Source organism: Martelella sp. FOR1707, assembly GCF_053484265.1.
Genome location: NZ_JBAKFP010000003.1, coordinates 582195 through 604581, shown reverse-complemented (window position 1 = coordinate 604581; position 22387 = coordinate 582195). Strand labels below are relative to the sequence as shown.

20 protein-coding genes are annotated in these 22387 nt (G+C 63.7%); 8 read left to right on the top strand and 12 right to left on the bottom strand.

Annotation, left to right across the window (positions count from 1 at the left end; genetic code table 11):
* Nucleotides 1-7: 7 nt before the first annotated feature.
* Nucleotides 8-1093, top strand: a complete 1086-nt coding sequence (locus V6765_RS10685) for an ABC transporter ATP-binding protein (protein ID WP_448428524.1) — start codon at nt 8-10, stop codon at nt 1091-1093.
* Nucleotides 1094-1186: 93 nt separating this feature from the next.
* On the opposite strand, the gene V6765_RS10680 is transcribed toward V6765_RS10685, so the two are convergent.
* The 9 genes from V6765_RS10680 to V6765_RS10640 all read right to left on the bottom strand — a co-directional run bounded on the left by V6765_RS10680 (nt 1187) and on the right by V6765_RS10640 (nt 10723).
* The gene (locus V6765_RS10680; protein ID WP_448428522.1) at nt 1187-2542 is read right to left on the bottom strand and encodes an enolase C-terminal domain-like protein; all 1356 of its coding nucleotides are present in this window, start codon (nt 2540-2542) and stop codon (nt 1187-1189) included.
* The gene (locus tag V6765_RS10675; protein ID WP_448428520.1) at nt 2539-3384 is read right to left on the bottom strand and encodes a sugar phosphate isomerase/epimerase family protein; all 846 of its coding nucleotides are present in this window, start codon (nt 3382-3384) and stop codon (nt 2539-2541) included. Before V6765_RS10675 ends, V6765_RS10680 begins: the two co-directional genes overlap by 4 nt.
* The gene (locus V6765_RS10670; protein WP_448428518.1) at nt 3384-4040 is read right to left on the bottom strand and encodes a TetR/AcrR family transcriptional regulator; all 657 of its coding nucleotides are present in this window, start codon (nt 4038-4040) and stop codon (nt 3384-3386) included. Before V6765_RS10670 ends, V6765_RS10675 begins: the two co-directional genes overlap by 1 nt.
* 12 nt (nt 4041-4052) lie before the next feature.
* Nucleotides 4053-5591 carry a tripartite tricarboxylate transporter permease gene (locus V6765_RS10665; RefSeq protein WP_448428516.1) on the bottom strand — a complete coding sequence of 513 codons (1539 nt, stop codon included), beginning with the start codon at nt 5589-5591 and terminating at the stop codon, nt 4053-4055.
* Nucleotides 5588-6088 carry a tripartite tricarboxylate transporter TctB family protein gene (locus tag V6765_RS10660; protein WP_448428514.1) on the bottom strand — a complete coding sequence of 167 codons (501 nt, stop codon included), beginning with the start codon at nt 6086-6088 and terminating at the stop codon, nt 5588-5590. Before V6765_RS10660 ends, V6765_RS10665 begins: the two co-directional genes overlap by 4 nt.
* Nucleotides 6089-6404: 316 nt before the next feature.
* On the bottom strand, nt 6405-7415 hold the full coding sequence (locus V6765_RS10655; protein WP_448428512.1) for a Bug family tripartite tricarboxylate transporter substrate binding protein: 1011 nt from the start codon (nt 7413-7415) through the stop codon (nt 6405-6407).
* A 161-nt stretch (nt 7416-7576) separates the two neighbouring features.
* On the bottom strand, nt 7577-8395 hold the full coding sequence (locus V6765_RS10650; protein ID WP_448428800.1) for a sugar phosphate isomerase/epimerase family protein: 819 nt from the start codon (nt 8393-8395) through the stop codon (nt 7577-7579).
* A 13-nt stretch (nt 8396-8408) separates the two neighbouring features.
* The gene (locus V6765_RS10645) at nt 8409-9566 is read right to left on the bottom strand and encodes a dihydrodipicolinate synthase family protein (RefSeq protein WP_448428510.1); all 1158 of its coding nucleotides are present in this window, start codon (nt 9564-9566) and stop codon (nt 8409-8411) included.
* Nucleotides 9567-9568: 2 nt separating this feature from the next.
* Entirely contained in the window at nt 9569-10723 is a 1155-nt protein-coding gene (locus V6765_RS10640) for a Gfo/Idh/MocA family protein (protein WP_448428508.1), read from the bottom strand.
* 227 nt (nt 10724-10950) lie between these two features.
* Between V6765_RS10640 and V6765_RS10635 the strand changes: the two genes are divergently transcribed.
* The 4 genes from V6765_RS10635 to V6765_RS10620 all read left to right on the top strand — a co-directional run bounded on the left by V6765_RS10635 (nt 10951) and on the right by V6765_RS10620 (nt 14797).
* Nucleotides 10951-11967 (top strand): ABC transporter substrate-binding protein, encoded by a 1017-nt coding sequence (locus V6765_RS10635; RefSeq protein ID WP_448428506.1) that lies wholly within the window; start codon nt 10951-10953, stop codon nt 11965-11967.
* Entirely contained in the window at nt 11964-13001 is a 1038-nt protein-coding gene (locus V6765_RS10630; RefSeq protein WP_448428504.1) for a FecCD family ABC transporter permease, read from the top strand. The genes V6765_RS10635 and V6765_RS10630 overlap by 4 nt, the downstream gene beginning before the upstream one ends.
* On the top strand, nt 12998-13762 hold the full coding sequence (locus V6765_RS10625; RefSeq protein ID WP_448428502.1) for an ABC transporter ATP-binding protein: 765 nt from the start codon (nt 12998-13000) through the stop codon (nt 13760-13762). Before V6765_RS10630 ends, V6765_RS10625 begins: the two co-directional genes overlap by 4 nt.
* Nucleotides 13763-13921: 159 nt before the next feature.
* Nucleotides 13922-14797 carry an NAD(P)-dependent oxidoreductase gene (locus tag V6765_RS10620; protein WP_448428500.1) on the top strand — a complete coding sequence of 292 codons (876 nt, stop codon included), beginning with the start codon at nt 13922-13924 and terminating at the stop codon, nt 14795-14797.
* 130 nt (nt 14798-14927) lie between these two features.
* On the opposite strand, the gene V6765_RS10615 is transcribed toward V6765_RS10620, so the two are convergent.
* From V6765_RS10615 to V6765_RS10605, 3 genes are read right to left on the bottom strand one after another with little or no spacing between them, the layout of a single operon-like run.
* On the bottom strand, nt 14928-16103 hold the full coding sequence (locus tag V6765_RS10615) for an acetyl-CoA C-acetyltransferase (protein ID WP_448428498.1): 1176 nt from the start codon (nt 16101-16103) through the stop codon (nt 14928-14930).
* Nucleotides 16100-16759 carry a 3-oxoacid CoA-transferase subunit B gene (locus V6765_RS10610; protein ID WP_448428496.1) on the bottom strand — a complete coding sequence of 220 codons (660 nt, stop codon included), beginning with the start codon at nt 16757-16759 and terminating at the stop codon, nt 16100-16102. Before V6765_RS10610 ends, V6765_RS10615 begins: the two co-directional genes overlap by 4 nt.
* The gene (locus V6765_RS10605) at nt 16759-17472 is read right to left on the bottom strand and encodes a CoA transferase subunit A (protein WP_448428494.1); all 714 of its coding nucleotides are present in this window, start codon (nt 17470-17472) and stop codon (nt 16759-16761) included. The genes V6765_RS10610 and V6765_RS10605 overlap by 1 nt, the downstream gene beginning before the upstream one ends.
* Before the next feature lie 82 nt (nt 17473-17554).
* On the opposite strand from V6765_RS10605, the gene V6765_RS10600 reads away from it, so the two are divergent.
* The 3 genes from V6765_RS10600 (at nt 17555) to V6765_RS10590 (ending at nt 22371) form a co-directional block, all read left to right on the top strand.
* Nucleotides 17555-18118, top strand: a complete 564-nt coding sequence (locus V6765_RS10600; protein WP_448428492.1) for a LuxR C-terminal-related transcriptional regulator — start codon at nt 17555-17557, stop codon at nt 18116-18118.
* A gap of 214 nt (nt 18119-18332) precedes the next feature.
* On the top strand, nt 18333-20090 hold the full coding sequence (locus V6765_RS10595) for a sigma-54-dependent Fis family transcriptional regulator (RefSeq protein WP_448428490.1): 1758 nt from the start codon (nt 18333-18335) through the stop codon (nt 20088-20090).
* Nucleotides 20091-20217: 127 nt separating this feature from the next.
* Complete coding sequence (locus V6765_RS10590) at nt 20218-22371, top strand: hydantoinase/oxoprolinase family protein (RefSeq protein ID WP_448428488.1); 2154 nt, start codon at nt 20218-20220, stop codon at nt 22369-22371.
* The last annotated feature ends 16 nt before the right edge of the window (nt 22372-22387 follow it).

Here is a 22387-nt window from a genome sequence, read left to right as displayed (position 1 = left end):
GTTTGCCATGGCAGATGTTTCGCTCAACCAAATCCGCAAGTCCTTCGGCGCGATCGAGGTCATCAAGGGCGTCGATCTAGACATAAGGTCCGGCGAGTTCGTCGTCTTCGTCGGGCCTTCCGGCTGCGGCAAGTCGACCCTGTTGCGGATGATCGCGGGGCTTGAGGACATCACATCCGGCTCGCTCTCGATCGGCGGGACGGACATGACGGACGAGGACCCGGCAAAGCGCGGCATCGCCATGGTGTTCCAGACCTATGCGCTCTATCCGCATATGACGGTGCGCGAGAATATGGGCTTCGCGCTGCGCTTCGCCGGCATGAACAAAAAGGAGATCGAGACCCGGGTGATGGAAGCCGCCCGGATGCTGGAGCTCGAATCCTATCTCGACCGCAAGCCGAAGGCGCTTTCGGGCGGCCAGCGCCAGCGCGTGGCAATTGGCCGCGCGATCGTGCGCCACCCGGACGTTTTCCTGTTCGACGAGCCGCTCTCCAACCTCGACGCGGAGTTGCGCGTGCATATGCGCGCCGAACTCTCCGCCCTTCACGACCGGCTGAAGACCACCATGGTCTATGTGACCCATGATCAGGTGGAGGCGATGACGCTTGCCGACCGGATCGTGGTGCTGCGCGCAGGCAAGGTCGAGCAGATCGGAACGCCGCTGGAGCTGTTCAACACGCCGGCCAACCTGTTCGTCGCCGGCTTCATCGGCTCGCCGGCCATGAATTTCCTGCCGGCCGGCGTTGCCGATGCCGATGAGAACGGCCTCAGGATCAACCTCCTCGGCCAGGAGACGCTCAGTCTGGCGATCACCGGCGCAAGGCCGGCCGCCGGCGCCAAAGTGACGCTTGGCGTGCGCCCGCAGCACATCAGGCTGGCGGCGGAGGGCCAGACAGGCTTCGAAATCGCCATCACCCTGGTCGAGGCTCTCGGAACGGAAACCGTGGTCTACGGAGAAGCCGGAAACGGCGAACGGGTCATGGCCGTGCTAGCCGGCCAGCACGCGCTCAAAACCGGCACCACCATCCTCGTCACCTTCGACGCCGCCGACGTGCATATCTTCGACGACGCCGGCAATCGCATCGCGCGTTGATGCCGTTATACGGCGGTTGGAGTGGACGCCGTGACATGGCATCGCCCTGCCGCAGCGCGGCGAGCCAGCCTCTGGAAATTTAGCCTCCGGCGACTACCGCCCGAAGCCCGGCCCGAACAGCGAGCCGATGGCGACCGTGCCGTCTTCGATCACAAGGTCAATGCGATCGCCTTGACGGCGGTAGAGATCGGGATGGGCGGCGAGGAGGCGGGCCTTTTCGAGATCGTCATAGCCCTGCAACCCGCCGCCGAAATGGTGGCCGTTTCGCTCCACATCCCGGCAGCCGAGCGTTGCCGCCACCAGCGTATCCTGCTGCCAGCAGAGACCGGGTTGGCAGGTCAGGTCTTCCGCCGAGATGAACAGCCGTTTACCGCGGGCGCAGCCATCGACCATGCGGGCATAATTCAGCAGCGCGCGCAGCACGCCCTTGCAGCTCTTTATCGAAGTTCCCGACCAGCCATGGGCAATCGCGGTTGCGAAGGCGTCATCGTGGTCATCGCTCTCATCGATGATCAGCGGGAAAACGGAAAGCGCCGGCGTGATCTCAAGCGTCAGCGCTGTTTCGCGGGCGAAGGGCTGTTCGATGAAGGCGATTGCGGCGCGCAGACGCGAAAGCCTGGGATCGCCCTGCAGGCTTTCGAGAAAGATTGCGAAACGGTCGGGCAGATATTGCTCGTTTGCATCGAGCGTGACGCGGTAAGTGCCCATCTGGTCCACAAGCGTGGCGATATGCGCCAGCCGGTCGATATCGGCATCCGGGTCGCCCTTGAGCTTGATCTTGAAGGCGCGGATGCCGGTGGCGCGGATGATGGCTTCGAGGCTTACCGGCAGCCCGTCATCGACCCTCCCCGGGTCCGCCTCGCTCTCGAAAATCGGCGCGTCGAAGCCGACGGTCTGGCGCGGCGCGATCGCCGGCAGCGGCGTGATGCCAGAAAGCGCGCCGGTGATCGCGGCAGGCGAAATATCGGGCGCGCCAAGCGCGCTGACGCCGAACACGTCGGCCCTTGCGGCCTGCGGAAAATTGAAGTCATGCGCGCGACAGACCGCGTCGATCAACGCCATTTCCACAATCGCCGGGCCGAAATGGGCGGCGAGCCTTGGCGTGCCCTCCGGCATGGCCGCCTCGACTTCCCGGCGCATGCGCGTCGTGGCGGCGGCGATGGTCTCGGAGGCGATATCCTCGGCTGATTGACAGGCCAACTCCAGCGAGCGCTTCAGGTCGGCGACGGTGTCGTCGTTCGTCCGGCTGGGGCGCTTGTCGAACCAGCGCGGCACCATGAGCTGGGCCGCATGGCCCTCCGCTATCCGACCATCGACGTCGACAGTCACCGAAACGAAGCCCTGATCGGTTTCCGTGACCACGGTATTGCCGAAATGGAACGGCAGCCGGAACCGGACGGGCCGGGTCCGAAACGCAATCGCCTTCAGCGAAATCCGTGCGGCGCTCATGGCGTTTTCCTCCCGTGCGTTTGCAGATGGGCCCGCGTGGTGGCCGAGGCAATGGCAAGAGTCACCTCCGCGCTGACGCAGGTGGTAAACGGTTCGACCGACAGGTCCCCGCCATATCCGCTCGCGATCAACGCGGCGATGATCGCGGAAAAGTCATCGGCTCCGGTGCCCGGCGCGCCGCGATTGCTGTCGTTGAGATGAACATGGGCAATCAGTCCTGTCGGCATCCATTTTTCGATCAGCGCCGGCACGCTTTCCGCCTCGGCAAGCGCCGCCGAGGAACAGTCGAGCATGGTCCTGAACGCCGGCGAGCCCACCATCTCGACAAGCCGGCGGGCATCCTCCAGCGTGTTGATGAACGGCGTCTGGTCGCGCGAAAGCGGCTCGATGCAATAGGCAAGGCCGGCGTCATGACAGGCGCGGGCGACGGGCGCAAACAATTTCGCCGCATGGTCATAGGTCGCCGCATCCGGCGTGCCGGGAACGGGCTGGCGCTGCTGGGGCGAGCCATGGATGAGCACATGCCCGCCCAGCCCTTCGCAGATTTCGACCAGTTTCAGCAGATAATCCGTCGTCTCTGCGGCCACCGCGGCATCGGTGATCGAAAGCGCCGGGGCGGAGGACAGCAGCCAGTGCAGCCCGGCAATCTCCATGCCCTCATCGGCCGCCGTTAGCCGCATCGCCCTCACCTGCCCGTCCGAAAGCGCGCGTGGATCGGCGGGAAAGCTCTCGATCGCAAGCTCCAGCGCATCATAGCCGACGGCCTTTGCGAACCGGCACTGCGCGCGAAGATCGAGCCCCTGCCGGCTCAGCAACTCGTTGCAGCAGACTAGGCGGGGCATCAGCTTGCGTCTTTCTGCTTGAGCCAGCCGACAACGGCTTCCGTGGCGCGGCGGGCATGGGCGTTGAGGCCCTCCTCGCTCGCGTCGAAGCCGAAGACCTCGGCGAGCGTGAAACGGTTGGAGACCGGGAAATAGCAGAGCGAAGCGATCATCAGATAGACTTCCACCGGCTCCGCCTTCCGCAGGAAAACGCCGTCTTTCCAGCCTCTTTTGAGCACTTCCTCAAGCTTTATCAGAAGCTTCGACTGGATCTCGCGCCGGTCGCCGATCTTGCCGACGGAGGAGCCCTGCCGCAGGTTTTCGGTATTGAGCATGGTGATGAACCAGGGCCGCGTGCGGAAGTGGGTCATGGTGAACATCACCAGCGCCCCGACGGCCTCCTCCGGCGACAGCGCTTCGAGCGCCAGCTTCTCCTCGCCGGCGCGGATCTGCACATAGGCCTCGCGCAGTGCCGCCTTGTAGAGCTCGTCCTTGTCTCCGAAATAGTCGTAGAGCAGCGGCTTGGAGAGACCGGCCTCGGCGGCGATGCGGTCGACGCGGGCGCCGTCATAGCCGACCGACGAGAACTCATCGAGCGCCGCCTGGAGGATGGCCGCGCGCGAGGCCTCCGCATCGCGCGTTCCCCGTCTCGTCTTTACCGCTGTCCGCCTTGCCACGCCCGTTTCTCCTTACTTCGTCTTCGCGTCTTCCCCGTTAGCATCGCCGCGCCAGCGTTTGAAGCTTGCAAACCGGCGGAAGGCGGGAATCGAGAACAGGATGGTGAGCGCGATCAGCACCGCAAAGCCGGCCGAAACAGGCCTTGTGAAGAAGGCGGTGATGTCGCCATTCGACAGGATCAGCCCGCGCCGGAGGCTCTTGTCGAGCAGCGCCCCGAGGATGATGCCAAGCACAAGCGGCGCCATCGGGTAGTTGAGACGGCGGAGAATATAGCCGCCGACGCCAAAGGCGAACATCACCCAGATATCGAAAATCCGTTGGGAGAGTGCGTAGGGGCCGATGACGCAGAGCGTGAACACCATCGGCATCAGGATCGTGCGGGGGATCTGAAGCACCCTCACGAACAGCGGGGTCAGCGCCATGCCGAACACGCCCATCGCAATGGTGGCGAAGATCAGCATCACGGCGATGGTGTAGATCATGTCGGGCTGGTCGAACATGATCATCGGACCGGGGCGCACGCCATGCAGGAACAGCGCCGCGATCAGCACGGCCGCCGATGCCGAGCCCGGCACGCCGAGCGTCAGCGTCGGGATCAGCGAACCGGGAACGACGGCGGAGTTGCCGGTCTCGGCCGCGATCAGCCCTTCCTGGCTGCCCTTGCCGAACTCATCGCGTTCCTTCGAGTGGCGCTTGGCGGCGGCATAGGAGCCCCAGGCCCCGATATCCTCGCCCACGCCCGGAATGATGCCGACCAGCGTGCCGATGACGCCGGATTCGAGCACGGTGCGCTTGTAGCGCCAAACGCTCCCGAAAAGCTCCTTCAGCGGCGCGGGCACGGACTTGCTGCGGGCAAGTTCGGCCGCCGGCAGCGTCATCGCGAACAGCACCTCGGCGAAACCGAAGGCGCCGACCATGGCCGGGATCAGTTCGATCCCGCCATTCATCTGCTGGATGCCGAAATTGAAGCGGACATAGGAATGAATTCCTTCCGACCCGATCATCGCGACCGACAGCCCGATCAGGCCGGCCATATAGCCCTTCAGCGGCTCGCCGGAATGGGTGAGCTGACCGGAAATGATGATGCCGAACAGCGCCAGCCAGAAGAACTCGTAGGAGCCGAAGCCGAAGGCGGCTTCCGCCAGCGGCGGCGCGATCATCACCAGCATGGCAATGCCGACCAGCGTGCCGAGCATCGAGCCGAGCGTGGCGATCGCCATGGCGAGGCTGCCCTTGCCCTTGCGCACCAGCGGAAAGCCGTCGAGCGCGGTGGCGGCACTCGCCGGGGTTCCGGGAATATTGAGCAGGATGGCGCTGCGCGAGCCGCCATAAATCGCCCCGACATACATGCAGATCAGCACCATGATCGCGGTGTTGCGGTCGAGCGAATAGGTAAGCGTCGTCAGCAGCGCCACGCCCATGGTCGCCGTCAGGCCGGGCAGCGCGCCGACGAAAATGCCAAGCAGCGTCGCCCAGACGACGTTGAAAAGCATCATCGGCGTGGTGAGTTCGGAAAAGGCGCTGGCGAGCGCATCGATCACAGGGGTCATGGCAGGCGCACCAGGAACAGATCTTCAAAGAGGTATGACACCGCGCCGCCGAAGACGATCGCAATCACCAGCGCGCGAACGATGGTGATGATCATGGCGCGCCGCGGCATGCCGGGCGAAAACTCGAAGGCCAATATGAAGGTGGCAACGAACAGGCTGCTCGCCACCCAGAAATGCACGCGCCCGACGAGCACGATCGCGTAGATCGCGCAAAGGGCAATGAGCCCGGAAAGCCGCACCAGTTCCTCGCGGGTCACGATGCCGCTCGCCCGGCGCTCGTCGTCTCCGTCCCGACTGCGCAACAGGCCGATGAGCTGAAGGCTGGCGACGATCGTCATGGCGATGCCGAGCACGATCGGCAGCAGGCCCGGAATGCTTGCCGGCGGAATGTGCCGAACTTCCAGCCGGTCCATGGTGTAGCCGCCAATAAGCTGGGCGATCCCGACGGCGAGCAGGATGGTCGAGACGGCAATGTCGACGGAGCGGATTTTCAGCATGAAGCCTCCGAGGAAACGGGATGGGGCGGCGGCTCCGCCGCCCCGGTTTGTTGTTTGTGGTCGCAACGCCCGAATTGGTCTCTCCGCACAGCCCCCGATCTTCTCGCCCCGGAGGGGAGAGATGTCGCGACAGCGACAGTGAGGGGGGAACTTGTCCACACGGGCGCCCTCACGAACGGAAATGCTGCATCACCCTCACTGCCCCTTTCGGGGCATCTCTCCCGCAAGCGGGAGAGAATATCGGGAGCGAGCCCAAAGGCCATCTGCGATTATCTCCCCCGCAGGGAGGAGATATGATGTAGCTCCTAAGCCAGCCTTATTCCGGGCAGGTCAGACCGACTTCGGCCGGGTCCTTCACCGCCTCGCCGCGGGCCTTCATGGCGCAGGCCTCGTTGGTCGCTACCGGGATGGCGCGGGCGCGGGCCTCGTCGCCATAGCTCGGCGCAAAGCTCGCGCCGCGCTCGTTGGCGTATTTCTTCAGCGCCTCGGAGTTCATCACCTTGTCGGCCCAGACCTGATCGACCGTGTCATAGACCTCCTGCGGCGCGCCCTTCGGGATGAAGACGCCGAAATAGTCCGGAGCGACATCGATATCGAGCCATTCGGTCACCGGCGGAACCGGGTCGATGCCTTCGATCTCGAGCGGCGTATCGGAGAGCACGGCGAGCGGACGCAGGCGCCCCGCCTTGATCATTTCGGTCTGCTCCACGGCAAGCTGTGTGGTCATGTCGACCTCGCCGGAAGCCGCGGCGATAACGGCCGGGTTGCCGCCGTCATAGGCGACCATGCGGGCCGACAATTCGCCGCCCATCGCATCCTGCAGCGTGGCAAAGGCGGTGCCGCCCGACGAGGTGACGCCGGCGGTGCCGACGGTCACGTCGCCGGTCTTCATCGCTTCCATCAGTTCGCCGAAGTCCTTGTAGGGCGCATCGGCGTTGACCGAGATCAGCGGCGCGTTGGCGACGTGCAGGTAGATCCGGTAGTCGTCGATGTTGGATTCTTCCAGAAGGCCGGAAACGGCGTAGGTGGCGTTGTTGGCGATCGCGTTCGCCGTCCAGGTATAGCCGTCATGCGGGGCGTCCATCGCCGCCTTGGTGCCGATCGAGCCCGATGCGCCCGGCTGGTTGACCACGACGACTTCCGTGCCGAGAGCCTCGGAGAGGATCGGCGCGACCACGCGGGTGACCTGGTCGGTCGAACCGCCCGCCGACCACGGCACGATGATGTTGATCGGCCGATCGGGCTGCCAGGTTTGCGCCGAGGCGGAACCGGCGGCAAAAAGAGCGATTGCGGCTGCGGAAACAGCCAGTTTCGAAAGCATGCACATGATAGTCTCCTCCCTTGACTACTGGATAGTAGGTTACGGGCACCCGACCTCGTGTCAAGTGACCGGTGTCCGCAGTTTCCGGCCGATCCGCCGGGGAAGCGTTCCTCTTGCACTTCCCCCGACCTTCCGGCCGCCTGCCTGCGCAAACAGGTAATTCAAGCTCAGCAGCAGCTGGCTGCGCGTTCGATGATGATCTCCATCACCTCGTCCGGATCGCGCTTCCACCAGTTCTCCGCCGAGAAAATCTCAACCTCGTTCAGCCCCGAAAAGCCTTCCGCCTCGACAGTGGCGCGCAAGTCCGGGATATCGATCACGCCATCGCCCATCATGCCGCGGTCGTTCAGCATGTCGGTGGTCGGCACCAGCCAATCGCACAGATGAAAGGCCATCAGCCGTTCCTTCCCCGCGCGGACGATCCCAGCCGTCACCGCCGGGTCCCACCAGATATGGTAGACGTCGGCGGCAACGCCGATGCCGTCGCCGAGCCGGTCGCAGATATCGAGCGCCTGGGTCATCGTGTTAACCGCGGCGCGGTCGGCCGCATACATCGGATGCAGCGGCTCGATGGCGATCTTCACGTTCACGGTGCGGGCGTATTCGAGCGTCTTTGCAAGACCTTCCTCGATCATGGCCCGGGCGCCGGCGATATCGCGGCTGCCCTTGGGCAGACCGCCGACGACCATGACGAGGCACTCGGCGTTGATTGTCGCAGCCTCGTCGACAGCACGTCGGTTGTCCTGCAGAACGGCATCCGTCAGCGCGCCTTCGGCCGTGTACCATCCGCCGCGGCAGAGGCCCGAGACAACAAGGTCGGCATCGCGGATCTGCCGGGCGGCCTTCTCCGCGCCAAGCGCCTGTAACTGGTCGCGCCATGGCGAGAGACCGCCAAAGCCGTGACGGGCGCAGCCTTCGATCGCCTGATCGAGCTTCCACTGCGCCCGCGTGGTCGCGGTGTTCAGCGAAAGCCGTTCGGGGGTGATCACCGCCATGCCGTCAGACCCCGATGCCGTGGGTGGCCATCACCCGCGCGGTGCGGGCTGCGGCCATCTCGGTGTCGGCAATCAGCCCAGCCGCATCGGCAAGGCGAACGACATCGGCCAGATGCTGCGCCGAGCGGGCGCTCTGCTGGCCGCCGAGCATGGTGAAGTGGTCCTGATGGCCCATCAGATAGGCAAGGAACACGACGCCGGTCTTGTAGTATCGGGTCGGCGCCTTGAAGATGTGGCGCGACAGCGGCACGGTCGGCTCCATCACCGCGCCCCAGCGCTGCATGTCGCCCTTGGCAAGGGCCGCAAGCCCGGTGGCGGCAACCGGCGCGATCGGATCGAAGATGCCAAGCAGCGCATGGCTGTAGCCCTGGTCGTCGCCGGCGATCAGCTCCGGATAGTTGAAGTCGTCGCCGGTATACATCTTCACGCCGTCCGGTAGCCGGCGGCGCATGGCGATTTCCTTTTCCGCCGAAAGCAGCGAGATCTTGATGCCGTCGACCTTGGCGGCATTGTCCTCGATGATCTTCAGGCAGGTATCCATCGCCGTCATGTGATCGGCGCTCGCCCAGTAGCCTTCCAGCGCCGGATCGAACATCTCGCCGAGCCAGTGCAGCACGGCCGGCTGCTTCAGGCCGGAAAGAATGCGGCCATAGACGCGGGCATAGTCATCGGCGCTTTTTGCGACCTTGCAGAGCGCGCGCGAGGCCATCAGGATCACCTGACCGCCGGTGGCCTCAACCGCCTCGCACTGCATTTCGTAAGCTGCAATCACATCGTCGATGGACTTGGCATCGGCGGGGTCGAGATGATCGGTGCCCGCGCCGCAGGCGATCGAATGACCGCCGGCCCTTGCTTCCTTGACGGAACGCTGGATCAGCTCCAGCGAGGTCGGCCAGTCCATGCCCATGCCGCGCTGGGCGGTATCCATGGCCTCGGCAACGCCGAAGCCGAGCGACCAGAGATGATGACGGAAGGCAAGCGTCTTGTCCCAGTCGACATTGCAGTCGGACCACGGATTGTTGTCGGCAAGAGGATCGACGACGACATGGGCGGCGGCGAACACCTTGCGGTTCCATTCACCACGGTCAGGCGTCACGCTGGCGCCGGAAAAGGAGAAGGTCTCGATGCCGCCGGAGGCGGTCGGAAGCTTGATTGCAGTCATGCTCAAATCCCCAAATCTTCGAGGTCGACCCAGCGGCGTTCGCGGGCGCTCTTGTAGCCGGCTTCGGCGAGCTGCACGCCCTTTGCGCCCTCGGTCAGCGTATAGGCCCAGGGGCCGTCTTCCAGCACGTGGCGCAGGAACTGTTCCCACTGCACCTTGAAGCCGTTGTCGAACACAGTGTTATCCGGCACTTCCTGCCAGTCCTCGAAGAAGTTCATCTTCTGCGGCTCGTCGGGGTTCCAGACCGGCTTCGGCGTGTTGGCGCGGTGCTGGCTATAGCATTTGTGCAGACCGGCAACGGCCGAGCCATGGGTGCCGTCAATCTGGAAGGTCACGAGATCGTCGCGGCGAACGCGGGTGCACCAGCTCGAATTAATGTGCGCGACGATATCGCCTTCCAGCATGAAGGTCGCATAGGCAGCATCGTCGGCGGTCGCCTGATATTCCCTGCCCTCTTCGTCAATGCGGGTCGGGATATGGGTCGCTGTGGTGCAGGATACGGATTTGACCGGGGCGATGACGTTGTCCAGCACATAGCGCCAGTGGCAAAGCATGTCGGAAACCATGCCGCCGCCATCCTCGGCGCGATAGTTCCAGCTCGGGCGCTGCGCCGGCTGATCCTCGCCGGTGAAGACCCAGTAGCCGAACTCGCCCTTCACCGACAGGATCTTGCCGAAGAAGCCGTTGTCGCGCAGGCGCTTCAGTTTGACGAGACCCGGCAGGTCGAGCTTGTCGTGGACGATGCCGTTCTTGACGCCCTTTTCCTTGGCATAGCGGGCGATCTCGACGGCCTCTTGCAGCCCCTCGGAGACCGGCTTCTCGGAATAGACATGCTTGCCGGCATCGATCGCCTTCTTCAGCAGCGTCGGGCGCAGCTTGGTGGAGGCGGCATCGAAGAAGATCACGTTATAGGGATCGGCAAGCGCCGCATCGAGATCGGTGGTGACGCGTTCGACGCCATGGCGCCTGGCCAGTTCCTCGATCTTGGCGGCGTTGCGGCCGACGATGATCGGGTCCGGCATCACCAGCGAGCCGTCACTCAAGCGCAGACCGCCCTGATCGCGGATCGCGAGCACCGAGCGGATAAGGTGCTGGTTCATTCCCATACGGCCGGTGACGCCGTGCATGATGATCCCGATACGATTGGTATCAGCCATAGAATTCCTCCCTGAACTTGGTTATTACCTACCAGTTAGTAATAAACGCGTCAAACGATTTTATTCGTGACCTTTGGTGAAACGGATGGGCGATCCAGTGGAGACGATGATAGCGGTCGTAAAACCATTCCGGCACCGACAGACACAAACATGAGTTGTTTAGTCTTGATTTAACGACGCACCAATTCTAAAGAGCGGTCCAACGACACAAATGCACGGAGTCAGAGATGGAATCGTATAAGAAACTTGGTTTTGCCGCCGGCCTGATGGTGGCCCTGACGTCTGTGCCGACGCTGGCCGCGTCCACCTCCTACCCGCTCACGATCGAAAACTGCGGCGCAACCGTGGTCTTCGAGAAGGCACCTGAACATGCCGTTGCGCTTGGCCAGAACAGCGCCGAAATCATGCTGTTGCTGGGCCTTGAAGACAGGATGGCGGCCACCGCCTTCTGGCCCAACGAGGTTCTGCCCGAACTTGCGGAGGCCAATGCGAAGGTCAAGCTGCTGAACGTCGAGTTCCCCACGCTGGAGTCCGTCCTGGAACAGCAGCCCGATTTCGTTGCGGCAATGCTGCCGATCCTGATGGGCCCGGACAGCAAGCTGGCCAAGCGCGACGACTTCGAAAGCCTGGGCATTCCCGCCTACCTCTCTCCGAGCGCCTGCTCGACCAAGCTGGACACCGGAGACGCCTATGGAAGCCGCGACCAGCTCTGGAACATGGATCTCCTCTACAAGGAGATCGACGATCTTGCCCGCATCTTCGATGTCGAGGATCGCGGACAGGCCCTCATCGCCGACTTCAAGGCACGCGAACAGGCGCTGCGCGATCGATTTTCCGAAAACGAGGATCTGACCTTTCTGTTCTGGTTCTCGAGCCCGTCGCCCGCCGACGACGCCTATCTGGGCGGCGGCAACGGTCCCTCCGGCTTCATCGCCGATCTCCTGGGCGGACGCAACGCGCTCGACACCAAGGCGGAGTGGCCGACTTCCAACTGGGAAGGCATCATGGCGGCCAACCCCACCGTCATCGTCGCCGCGCAGGTCGACCGCAACCGATGGGATCTCGACACGGCCGAACACAAGATCGAATTCCTTGAGTCCGATCCGACCGTCAGCCAGATGGACGCCGTTAGCAAGGGGCGCATCGTGGTCATGAGCGGGGCGGCTATGAACCCCAGCATCCGCACGCTCTACGGCGCGGAGGAAATCGCCGGACAACTCGAGGCGATCGACCTTTCGAAATGAATACCGCGGATGACACACGGGCCGGCCTCAGGCTGGCCCTGCTGCTGGCCGGTTCGGCCATCGTCCTTGTCGGCGTGATCGCTCTGGCGACCGCGATCGGCGACTACAACATACCTGTCAGATCCGTCTTTCTGGCGGTCACCAACCATTTCGGCCTGACGACCGCCGATATTCCCAGGATCGAACAGAGCGTGGTCTGGAACCTCCGGCTGAGCCGGAGCCTTGTTGCCGCACTCTGCGGCGCGGGTCTGGCGATCTGCGGGGCCATCCTGCAGGCGCTGCTGCGCAATGCGCTGGCGGAGCCGTTCGTGCTCGGCGTGTCGGCGGGCGCTTCAACCGGCGCCGTCTGCGTCATCGTGCTGGGCATTGGAGCGGGCGCCGTATCGTTGTCGCTCGGCGCCTTCGTCGGCGCCTTTGCCGCCTTCGCTCTGGTGGCCCTGCTCTCGAACGGCGCAACCAGCGGTCCGAGCCATACGATTCTGGCCGGCGTCGCGGCCTCGCAGCTCTTCAATGCGCTCACCGCCTATATCGTCACCACCTCCGCCAATGCCCAGCAGGCGCGCAATGTCATGTTCTGGTTGCTCGGCAGTTTCGGCGGCGTTCGCTGGCCAGAATTTCAACTGCTGGCCGTCGTGCTGTGCATCTGCCTCGCGATCTGCATATGGATGGCGCGCACGCTCGATGCGTTCACCTTCGGCGACGAGGATGCCGCAGCCCTCGGCATACCTGTGGCCCGCACGCGGCTGATCCTGTTTGGCGTCACGGCGCTGATGACGGCGACGATCGTCAGCCAGGTCGGCGCGATCGGCTTTGTCGGGCTCGTGGTGCCGCATGCCGCGCGTTATGTCGTGGGGCCGGTGCACATGCGCCTCCTGCCCGCTTCGGCGATCCTCGGCGCCGTCTTCATGGTCGTCGCCGACATCGCCTCCCGCGTGCTGGTGCCGCAGCAGACCATTCCGATCGGGGTTGTCACCGCGCTGGTCGGCGTACCGTTCTTCGCCATCATCCTCTATCGCGCGAGGCCCCGGACATGAGCGTCGTTGCAGACCAGTTAAGCTGGGGCGTCCGGCGCAAGGTCATCGTCAAGGATGTCAGTCTTGATGTGCAGGAGGGGGAAACCCTCGGACTGATTGGGCCCAACGGCTCCGGCAAGTCTTCGCTGCTCAGGCTCCTTGCCGGCCTGAAGCGGCCGGATCGCGGCCATGTCGAGATCCACGGCCGCAACATCGCGCATGTGCCCCGACGCATGCTCGCGCAAGAAGTGGCCTTCGTTCAGCAGAATGCGGCGACCGATACCAATGTCACAGTCCGCGACGTCGTCCGCCTGGGACGCACGCCCCATCGCTCGGCGCTTTCCGGCTGGAGCACTGCCGATCAGGAAGCGGTCTCCGGCGCGCTCCGGCGCGTCGGCATGGAGCCGCTTCAAAACCAGTCGTGGCAGACGCTTTCGGGCGGCGAGCGGCAACGCGTGCACATCGCCCGCGCGCTGGCCCAGAGCCCGCGGGTTCTGTTCCTCGACGAGCCGACCAACCATCTCGACATCCACCATCAGCTCGAAATCCTGCACACCGTGCGACAACTCGACCTCACAAGCATCGTTGCGCTACACGATCTCAATCTCGCCGCGATGTTCTGTGACCGGATCATCGTGCTGAAGGATGGCGCCATCGTCGCCTCCGGCGCGCCGGAAACCGTGTTGACGGAGGAGATGATCGAAGGCGTGTTTCGGGTTTCAGCGACCATAAGCCCCTCCCCGCATCATGGCCATCCGCAAATCCACTTCCGACCCCGGTGAACCCGTCGATGGCATCGTGCGGGAAGCGAAGGGCGATGGAGTCCTCCGCCATCTTGCCGATGGGTTGGGAAAAGCCAAGCCGGCTTTTCATGAGGGCGACAACATCGTTTAATGCCATCTATGTTACCGCGAATGGCTTCAAACCAGGATAGGCAGACGATGAAAATAGCATTTCTTGGAACCGGACTGATGGGCGCGCCCATGGCGCTCAACCTGATAAAGGCGGGCTTCACGGTAACACTCTGGAACCGCAGCCCCGGCAAAACCGCGGCACTTGAAGCGGCGGGCGCTGTCGGGGCAGAAACACCCGCCGTGGCCGCAGCCGACAAGGATGTCGTGATCACCATGGTCACGGACGGTTCCGCCGTCCGCGACGTTTTGTTCGCGAGAGGAGCGGCCGAACATATGTCGCGCGGAGCGACCGTGATCGATATGAGCTCGATCCGGCCGGCCGAGGCGCGCGATCACGCCCGCCGCCTGGCGGAGATGGGCATCGGCCACATCGATGCGCCCGTCAGCGGCGGAACCCGGGGCGCAGAAGCGGGCAGCCTGGCGATCATGGCCGGCGGTGAGGAAGCGGTTTTCGCCCGGGTCGAGAAGGTTTTCGACGCGATGGGTCATGCAATTCTGCTCGGTCCGTCGGGGAGCGGCCAGCTCGCCAAGCTTGCCAATCAGGCCATTGTCGCCATCACCGTCGGAGCGGTCGCAGAGGCGACCCTGCTGGTGCGCCAGAGCGGCATCGATCCCGAGCGCTTCCGGGCCGTTCTGAAGGGCGGCTTTGCCGATTCCGTCATCCTCCAGCAGCATGGCGCCCGCATGCAGGCGGGCGATTTCGCACTCGGCGGGCGCTCCTCGCTACAACTGAAGGACCTCGAAAATGTCCTGGCGGAATGCGAGGCCATGGGTCTTTCCCTGCCGCTGACCACCCTTCAGCGCGACCGTTTCGCCGATCTGGTGAACCGGCTTGGAGGCGGCGATCTGGATCACGCCGCCCTGTTTCTGGAATTGCTCGACCGCAACAACCTGGCCCGGTGAGACTGGCAACCGTCAGAAGAACGGGATCTGTGCGGTTTAATCCTTTCGATGACGGACGACCTTCTGACCGTCCGTCTGCCGATCCGGCCATAGTGCTGCACGGACCGGATCCTCGTCATCCTGCGCGTGGTCAATCTCTCTCGATGCACATCGCGACGCCCATGCCGCCGCCGATGCAGAGCGTCGCCAGCCCCTTGCGGGCGACGCGGCGCTTCATTTCGTGGAGCAGGGTCACCAGCACGCGCGCGCCCGATGCGCCGATCGGGTGGCCGAGCGCGATCGCGCCGCCATTGACATTGACCTTGTCGGGATCGAGACCCAAAGCGCCATTGACCGCGCAGGCCTGGGCGGCGAAGGCTTCATTGGCCTCGACGAGATCGAGATCATCGACGGACCAGCCGGCCCGCTCCAGCGCCTTTTTCGAGGCATTCACCGGGCCGACCCCCATGATCGCCGGATCGACGCCCGCCGTCGCAAACGCCTTGATGCGCGCCATCGGCTGGATACCGCGCCGCGTCGCCTCGTCGGCAGACATCAGCACCATGGCGGCGGCCCCGTCGTTCAGCCCCGAAGCATTGCCGGCGGTGACCGTGCCGTCCTTGTCGAAGGCCGGGCGTAGCTTGGCAAGGCTCGACTCATCTGCATCCGGGCGGATCTGCTCATCGCGGTCGAACACCGTTTCGCCGCGCCGGTCCTTGACGGTGATTGGCAAGATCTCGTCGGCGAAGCGACCTTGCTCCTGCGCAGCGGCGGCCTTGCGGTGGCTGGCAAGCGCGAAGGCATCCTGCTGGCCGCGGCTGATCTCATGGCGGCTGGCGACGTTTTCCGCCGTGATGCCCATGTGATAGCCGTTGAAGGCATCCATCAGCCCGTCATTCACCATCGTATCGACCAGCGAGATCGGCCCCATCTTGGTGCCGGCGCGCGCATTCTGGCAGTGGGGCGAGAGCGACATGTTCTCCTGGCCGCCGGCGACCACGATGCGGGACTCGCCGGTGGCGATCTGCTGCGCGCCGAGTGCGACGGCGCGAAGCCCCGAGCCGCAGACCTGGTTGACGATGAAAGCGGTCGCGGCCTCGGCGATGCCGGCCTTCATCGCGGCCTGGCGGGCGGGATTCTGCCCCTGCCCGGCCGTCAGGACTTGGCCCAGAATGACCTCGTCCACCTCGTCGCCGGAAACGCCCGCGCGGACAAGCGCCTCGCGGATCACGGCCGCCCCCAGATCATGGGCGGGCACCGTCGATAGCGATTTCATGAAGGCGCCGACGGCCGTGCGGCAGGCGCCGGCGATGACGATATCGCTCATGCCGTTTCTCCCGTCTTGAGGGCGACATCGAAGTCGGCCTCCGTCTTCGCGCGGATCTCGTCAAGGCTGACGCCGTCGGCAAGTTCGATCAGGATCAGTTTTGCCGGCCCGGTGCGCGCGACGGTGAAGACGCCGAGATCGGTGATCACCAGATCGGTGACGCGGCTGCCGGTCAAGGGCAGGTCGCACTCTTTCAGAAGCTTCGACTTGCCCTTGGCCTCGTGTTCCATCACCACCACGACACGCTTGACGCCGGCGACGAGGTCCATCGCGCCGCCCATGCCCTTCACCATCTTGCCGGGGATCATCCAGTTGGCGAGATCGCCGTTTTCGGCGACCTGCATCGCGCCGAGGATCGACAGGTCGATATGGCCGCCGCGGATCATGCCAAAACTGTCGGCGCTGGAGAAATAGCTTGTTTCCGGCAGTTCGGTCACCGTCTGCTTGCCGGCATTGATGAGGTCGGCGTCCTCTTCGCCCTCAAAGGGGAACGGGCCCATCGACATCATGCCGTTCTCGCTCTGCAGGCGCACATCCATGCCGTCGGGAATGTAATTGGCGACCAGCGTCGGAATGCCGATGCCGAGATTGACGTAGAAACCGTCCTGCAATTCGCGGGCCGCGCGGGCCGCCATCTGTTCGCGTGTCCAGGCCATCAGACGGTCTCCTCTGCGCGCTTGCGGGTGGTGCGCTGCTCGATGTGCTTCTTCGGGTTCTTCACCTCGACGATGCGCGAGACGAAGATGCCGGGCGTGTGGATGTGATCGGGATCGATCTCGCCGGCCGGCACCAGATGCTCGACCTCGGCCACCGTCAGCTTCGCCGCCGTCGCCATCATCGGATTGAAGTTGCGCGCGGTCTTGCGATAGACGAGATTGCCCTCGGTATCGCCCCTGAAGGCGTGGACCAGCGCGACATCGGCAACAAGCGCGCTTTCCATCACGTAGTCCTCGCCGTTAAAGCTGCGCACCTCCTTGCCCTCGGCAATCATGGTGCCGACGCCGGTCTTGGTGAAGAAGGCCGGAATGCCCGCCCCGCCGGCGCGAATGCGCTCGGCCAGCGTACCCTGCGGATTGAACTCCAGCTCCAGTTCGCCGGAGAGATACTGCTCGGCAAACAGCTTGTTCTCACCGACATAGGACGAGATCATCTTGGCGATCTGTTTGGTCGCCAGCAGCCGGCCAAGGCCGATGCCATCGACGCCGGCATTGTTGGAAATCACCGTCAGATTGCGCGCGCCCGATGCCTCGACCGCCTCGATCAGAGCCTCGGGAATGCCGCAAAGGCCAAACCCGCCCGACATGATCACCATGTCGTCCTTCAACTGGCCCGCAAGCGCTTCCGCTGCGGACGAAAATTGCTTCTTCATGATATCTCCTCCCGGTTCTCAACCGTTCTGGAGGCATAGGTTAAGCTTGATATTTCGCGGGCGTTAGTCGTATTTCTACCATATGTCTGCACCGTCAAACCCGCCACATCGCTTTCCGCTCGCCGATATTCCGGTGCCCATGGTCTATGCCACGCACCGCATCATTCGCGACTGCAACGACGAATTCGCCGCCGTGTTCGGCTACGAGCGGGACGACCTGATCGACCGCAGTTTCTCGCGCCTTTATCCGGGGCTGGAGGATTTCGTCCGCACTGGCGAAATGTGGCGGTTCAACCTGCCGGAACACGCGGTCTATTACGACGAGCGCATCATGGCGGACAGCAGCGGACGGCGTTTCTGGTGCCAGGTGCGCGGTCGCTCCTACGACCTTTCCGATCCCTTCGCCGCAGCGCTCTACTGCTTCGAACCGATGACCCGGCCGGTGACCGGCGCGACCATGAAGCTGACCGGGCGCCAGCGCCAGATCCTGACGCTGGTGTCCCAGGGCAAGACCAATGCGGCGATCGCCGCCGAGATCGGCCTGTCGCCGCGCACCGTCGAGGCCCACCGGCTGCGGCTCACCCGTACGCTCGGCCTCGCCAACAGCGCCGAGCTCCTCGCCTGGTTCCTGAACAGCGAGCAGTAGGTGCCGGAAGAAGGCTGGAAGGCCTCCTCTTGGACTGTCCGAAATTCATACACTACAGAACGCGCGCAATTGGTATTATCGGGAATTCGCTCTAATGGTTTCATGGAGGTCGCGATCAGAGTGTAAGCCTCAATGGTTACAGCTCTCTGGCGGGCTGTCTTTTCGGGAGGAGAAGATGGAGCGCATTGCACGGAAAAAGGAATGGGAAGATTTCATGTCCACGGGACAGGCGCCCGCGGCCATGCGCCATGACGTTCTGGAAAGCTGGCGACGCTCTCTGCGCCACGCGGTGGGCGAGCGCACGCGCGCTCCGGTGCTCGATGAGGAGCGCCTTGAGGGTCGCCGCGCCCGGGCGCGCAGGCTTGAGCTTGCCTCGCAAAAAGCGATAAACCGAGCCGGAAGCCTGCTGATCGGCACTCGCGACATTCTTCTGCTCAGCGATGATTCCGGCGTCGTTATCGAAGCGGCCGGCGACCCGCATACGCTTGCCGAGGCGCAGGAAAATCATCTCTACACGGGCGGCCAGTGGGTCGAGGAGGCGATCGGCACCAACGCCATCGGCACCGCGCTTTATCTCGGCGTGCCGACGCTCATTCGCGATGCCGAGCATTTCTGCGAGGCGATCCAGCGCTGGAACTGCGCGGCGACGCCGATCATCGAACCGGGAACCGGGCGGGTCATGGGCGTGCTCGACATTTCCTGGCCCGGCGGCATTATGCAGCCCAATGCCGTCGCCCTTTCATCCGCGCTCGCCTTGCAGGTTGAAACCGAGCTGACCCAGATGCTTGGCCGCGAGCGCGAACGGCTGCTGGAATATTCTCATATTCGCCGTCTCAGACGCGGCAATGATCAAACGCTTGTCATGGATCGCAATGGCGCGAGCGTGTTCTCCACCGAGGACTTCGCCCGGTTCTGCGAGGATGACGACGCCCTTCGACAATTGCCGAAGCTCCTGCCCGCGCTGATAGACCAACCTGCCAAGCAGATTGGCGAGGTTCTGGGCGAATGCCTGAACGGCGCCGATTTCGAGGTGATTGAAAATCAGGGCGAGGCGATCGGCGTCATGGTCTCTCTGCGCCGTTCGCGTCCGCAGGCCCGCAGCTGGACCGGGATGGAGCTACGGCAGATCGCGCGCGCCGGACAGGTTTCCGCCGAACTCTGCGCGCAGGCCGAGAGACTGGCAGAGACGCCGATCCCGATCTTGATCGAAGGCGAGACCGGAACGGGAAAGAGTTCTCTGGCCAAGGCGATCCATAATGCCAGCAGGCAGTCGCAAGACCCCTTCGAGGTGATCGACTGCGCCCAATTGACCGAGGAAAGCTTGCGCGCCTTGATCGCCGCCGCCCGCGACGCCGAGGGCGGCGGCATTCTGTGTCTTTCCAGCCCGGGCGCGGTTTCGCCATCGCTACAAAAACTGCTGTTCACGCTCGTGGAACTGGTGTCCGAAGGCGGGGGCAGGATCATCGCCCTGTCCGCCCGCTCGCTTTATGACGAGATGCGCGCCAACAATTTCCGCAGCGACCTCTACTATCGGATCGCCGGTGCGCGTCTCCACATCCCCCCGCTTCGCGAACGCCCGGAAGAAATCGGGCCGCTGCTACGATGGCTCATCCAGTGCCATGCGACGGAGACCGGCAGACGCGAACTGCGTTTTACATCCGGCGCCATGACCGCATTGCAGAACTATGCCTGGCCGGGCAACCTGATCGAAATGCGCAATCTGATCACCGCACTCGACGCGCTGTCGCCAAGCGGGCTGATCTCCGAGCGCACGCTTCCCCGCGAGTTTCATCAGCCCGCTCAGATCAATCGCACGGAGACGCTCCGCGATGTCGAACGCGTCGAAATCCTCGGCGCGGTGAAGGCGGAAGACGGCAATCTCTCCCGCGCGGCAAAACGCCTCGGCATTGCCCGCTCGACGCTCTATCTCAAGCTCGACAGCTATGGCATTTCGCGCGAGCGAAGGGATTGATTACGCGTCCGCAACATGTCCGTCCGGACGGATGAAAACCGGACACTTTCGGCATTCATAAAAGGTGCATCCTCTCCATCGCGGCCGTCCCCTCTCGGGATGGCCGGAACAATGGGAGGAGTTTTTCGTGACAATCATCGAGAAAAACAGCCGTTCCGTGCAGGTGCTTGGCATCGATGCGGGCGGAACGATGACCGATACGTTCTTCGTCGATTCCGACGGGGATTTTGTGGTCGGCAAGGCGCAGTCGACGCCGGACAATGAGGCGCGCGGCCTGCTCGAATCAAGCCGTGAGGGGCTGGAGCACTGGGGCCTGTCGCTTGAAGAGGCGCTCGGTTCGATCCAGACCGGGGTTTATTCCGGCACGGCCATGCTCAATCGCGTGGTCCAGCGCAAGGGTCTGAGGACAGGGCTGATCGTCAATGCGGGGATGGAGGACTTCCACCGCATGGGGCGCGCCTGCCAGGCCTATCTGGGCATGGCCTATGAAGACCGCATCCACCTCAACACCCACTATTACGACGAGCCGCTGGTGCCCCGCCACCTGACGCGCGGCGTGATGGAGCGGGTCGACATGTTCGGCACGGTTGTCATTCCGCTGCGCGAGGAAACCGCACGCCAGGCGGCGCAGGATCTCATTGCGCAGGATGTCGAAGGCATCGTGATTTCGCTTCTGCACAGCTACAAGAACCCCGCACATGAGCGCCGAGTCCGCGACATCGTGGCCGAGGAGATCGAAAAGGCCGGCAAGACCATCCCCGTCTTCGCCTCGACCGACTATTATCCGGTGCGCAAGGAAACCCACCGCACCAATACCACGATCCTCGAGGCCTTCGCCGCCGAACCGTCGCGCCAGACGCTTCGGAAAATCTCGACGGAGTTCAAGGATAATGGCTCCAGATTCGATTTCCGCGTCATGGCCACCCATGGCGGCACGATTTCCTGGAAGGCCAAGGAACTGGCGCGCACCATCGTCTCCGGCCCGATCGGCGGTGTGATCGGGGCCAAATATCTCGGCGAGGTACTGGGCTACAAGAACATCGCCTGCTCCGATATCGGCGGAACGTCGTTCGACGTGGCTCTGATCACTCAGGGCGAGCTGACCATTCAGAACGACCCGGACATGGCGCGTCTCGTTCTGTCGCTTCCGCTGGTCGGGCTCGATTCCGTCGGTGCCGGCGCAGGCTCCTTCATCCGTCTCGACCCCTATACCAAGGCGATCAAGCTGGGGCCGGATTCGGCGGGCTACCGCGTCGGCGTCTGCTGGGCGGAATCCGGCATAGAGACGGTGACGATCTCCGACTGCCACGTCATTCTCGGCTATCTGAACCCCGACAACTTCCTCGGCGGTCAGGTGAAGCTCGACCGGCAGCGCGCCTATAACGCGATGAAGGAACAGATCGCCGATCCGCTGGGTCTGACCGTGGAAGAGGCCGCGGCTGGCGTGATCGAACTGCTGGACAGCGACCTGCGCGACTATCTGCGCTCGATGATTTCCGGCAAGGGCTATTCGCCATCCTCCTTCACCTGCTTCAGCTATGGCGGCGCGGGTCCGGTCCATACCTACGGATATACCGAAGGACTGGGTTTCGAGGATGTGATCGTGCCGGCCTGGGCTGCGGGTTTTTCCGCGTTCGGTTGCGCTGCGGCGGATTTCGAGTATCGCTACGACAAGTCGCTCGACGTCAATATCGGCGAGACCGCGTCGGACGATGCCAAGGTGATCGAGGCGAAAACCTTGAACGACGCCTGGCGCGAACTGGCCGAGCGGGTGCTCGAGGAATTCGAGCTGAACGGCTATTCGCGCGATCAGGTGCGCCTGCAGCCGGGCTACCGGATGCAGTATCGCGGTCAGCTCAACGATCTGGAGATCGACAGCCCCATCGGCTCGGCCAAAACCGCCGAAGACTGGGACAGGCTGGTCGACGCCTTCAATGACACCTATGGCCGCGTTTATGCCGCCTCGGCGCGTTCGCCGGAGCTCGGCTATTCCGTGACCGGCGCGATCATGCGTGGCACGGTGCCAATCCCGAAACCCAGGATTCCCAAAGAGGAGGAAGGCAGCCCGACGCCGGCAGAAGAGGCCAGGCTCGGGACCCGCAAATTCTACCGAAAGGGCAAGTGGGTCGACGCCCAGCTCTATCAGATGGAGCGTCTGTCGCCCGGCAACCGCATCACCGGTCCAGCCATCATCGAATCCGACGCCACGACCTTCGTCGTACCGGGCGGCTTCGAGACCTGGCTCGACGGTCACAGGCTGTTCCACCTGAAAGAAGTGTAACCGCCAAGGGAGGAGA

Bases quoted from the DNA above. Each gene is read 5' to 3' on its own strand.
- V6765_RS10685 (WP_448428524.1), top strand. From the start codon at position 8: ATGGCAGATGTTTCGCTCAACCAAATCCGCAAGTCCTTCGGCGCGATC.
- V6765_RS10680 (WP_448428522.1), bottom strand. From the start codon at position 2,542: ATGAGCGCCGCACGGATTTCGCTGAAGGCGATTGCGTTTCGGACCCGG.
- V6765_RS10675 (WP_448428520.1), bottom strand. From the start codon at position 3,384: ATGCCCCGCCTAGTCTGCTGCAACGAGTTGCTGAGCCGGCAGGGGCTC.
- V6765_RS10665 (WP_448428516.1), bottom strand. From the start codon at position 5,591: ATGACCCCTGTGATCGATGCGCTCGCCAGCGCCTTTTCCGAACTCACC.
- V6765_RS10660 (WP_448428514.1), bottom strand. From the start codon at position 6,088: ATGCTGAAAATCCGCTCCGTCGACATTGCCGTCTCGACCATCCTGCTC.
- V6765_RS10655 (WP_448428512.1), bottom strand. From the start codon at position 7,415: ATGTGCATGCTTTCGAAACTGGCTGTTTCCGCAGCCGCAATCGCTCTT.
- V6765_RS10645 (WP_448428510.1), bottom strand. From the start codon at position 9,566: ATGACTGCAATCAAGCTTCCGACCGCCTCCGGCGGCATCGAGACCTTC.
- V6765_RS10640 (WP_448428508.1), bottom strand. From the start codon at position 10,723: ATGGCTGATACCAATCGTATCGGGATCATCATGCACGGCGTCACCGGC.
- V6765_RS10635 (WP_448428506.1), top strand. From the start codon at position 10,951: ATGGAATCGTATAAGAAACTTGGTTTTGCCGCCGGCCTGATGGTGGCC.
- V6765_RS10630 (WP_448428504.1), top strand. From the start codon at position 11,964: ATGAATACCGCGGATGACACACGGGCCGGCCTCAGGCTGGCCCTGCTG.
- V6765_RS10625 (WP_448428502.1), top strand. From the start codon at position 12,998: ATGAGCGTCGTTGCAGACCAGTTAAGCTGGGGCGTCCGGCGCAAGGTC.
- V6765_RS10620 (WP_448428500.1), top strand. From the start codon at position 13,922: ATGAAAATAGCATTTCTTGGAACCGGACTGATGGGCGCGCCCATGGCG.
- V6765_RS10615 (WP_448428498.1), bottom strand. From the start codon at position 16,103: ATGAGCGATATCGTCATCGCCGGCGCCTGCCGCACGGCCGTCGGCGCC.
- V6765_RS10610 (WP_448428496.1), bottom strand. From the start codon at position 16,759: ATGGCCTGGACACGCGAACAGATGGCGGCCCGCGCGGCCCGCGAATTG.
- V6765_RS10605 (WP_448428494.1), bottom strand. From the start codon at position 17,472: ATGAAGAAGCAATTTTCGTCCGCAGCGGAAGCGCTTGCGGGCCAGTTG.
- V6765_RS10600 (WP_448428492.1), top strand. From the start codon at position 17,555: ATGTCTGCACCGTCAAACCCGCCACATCGCTTTCCGCTCGCCGATATT.
- V6765_RS10595 (WP_448428490.1), top strand. From the start codon at position 18,333: ATGTCCACGGGACAGGCGCCCGCGGCCATGCGCCATGACGTTCTGGAA.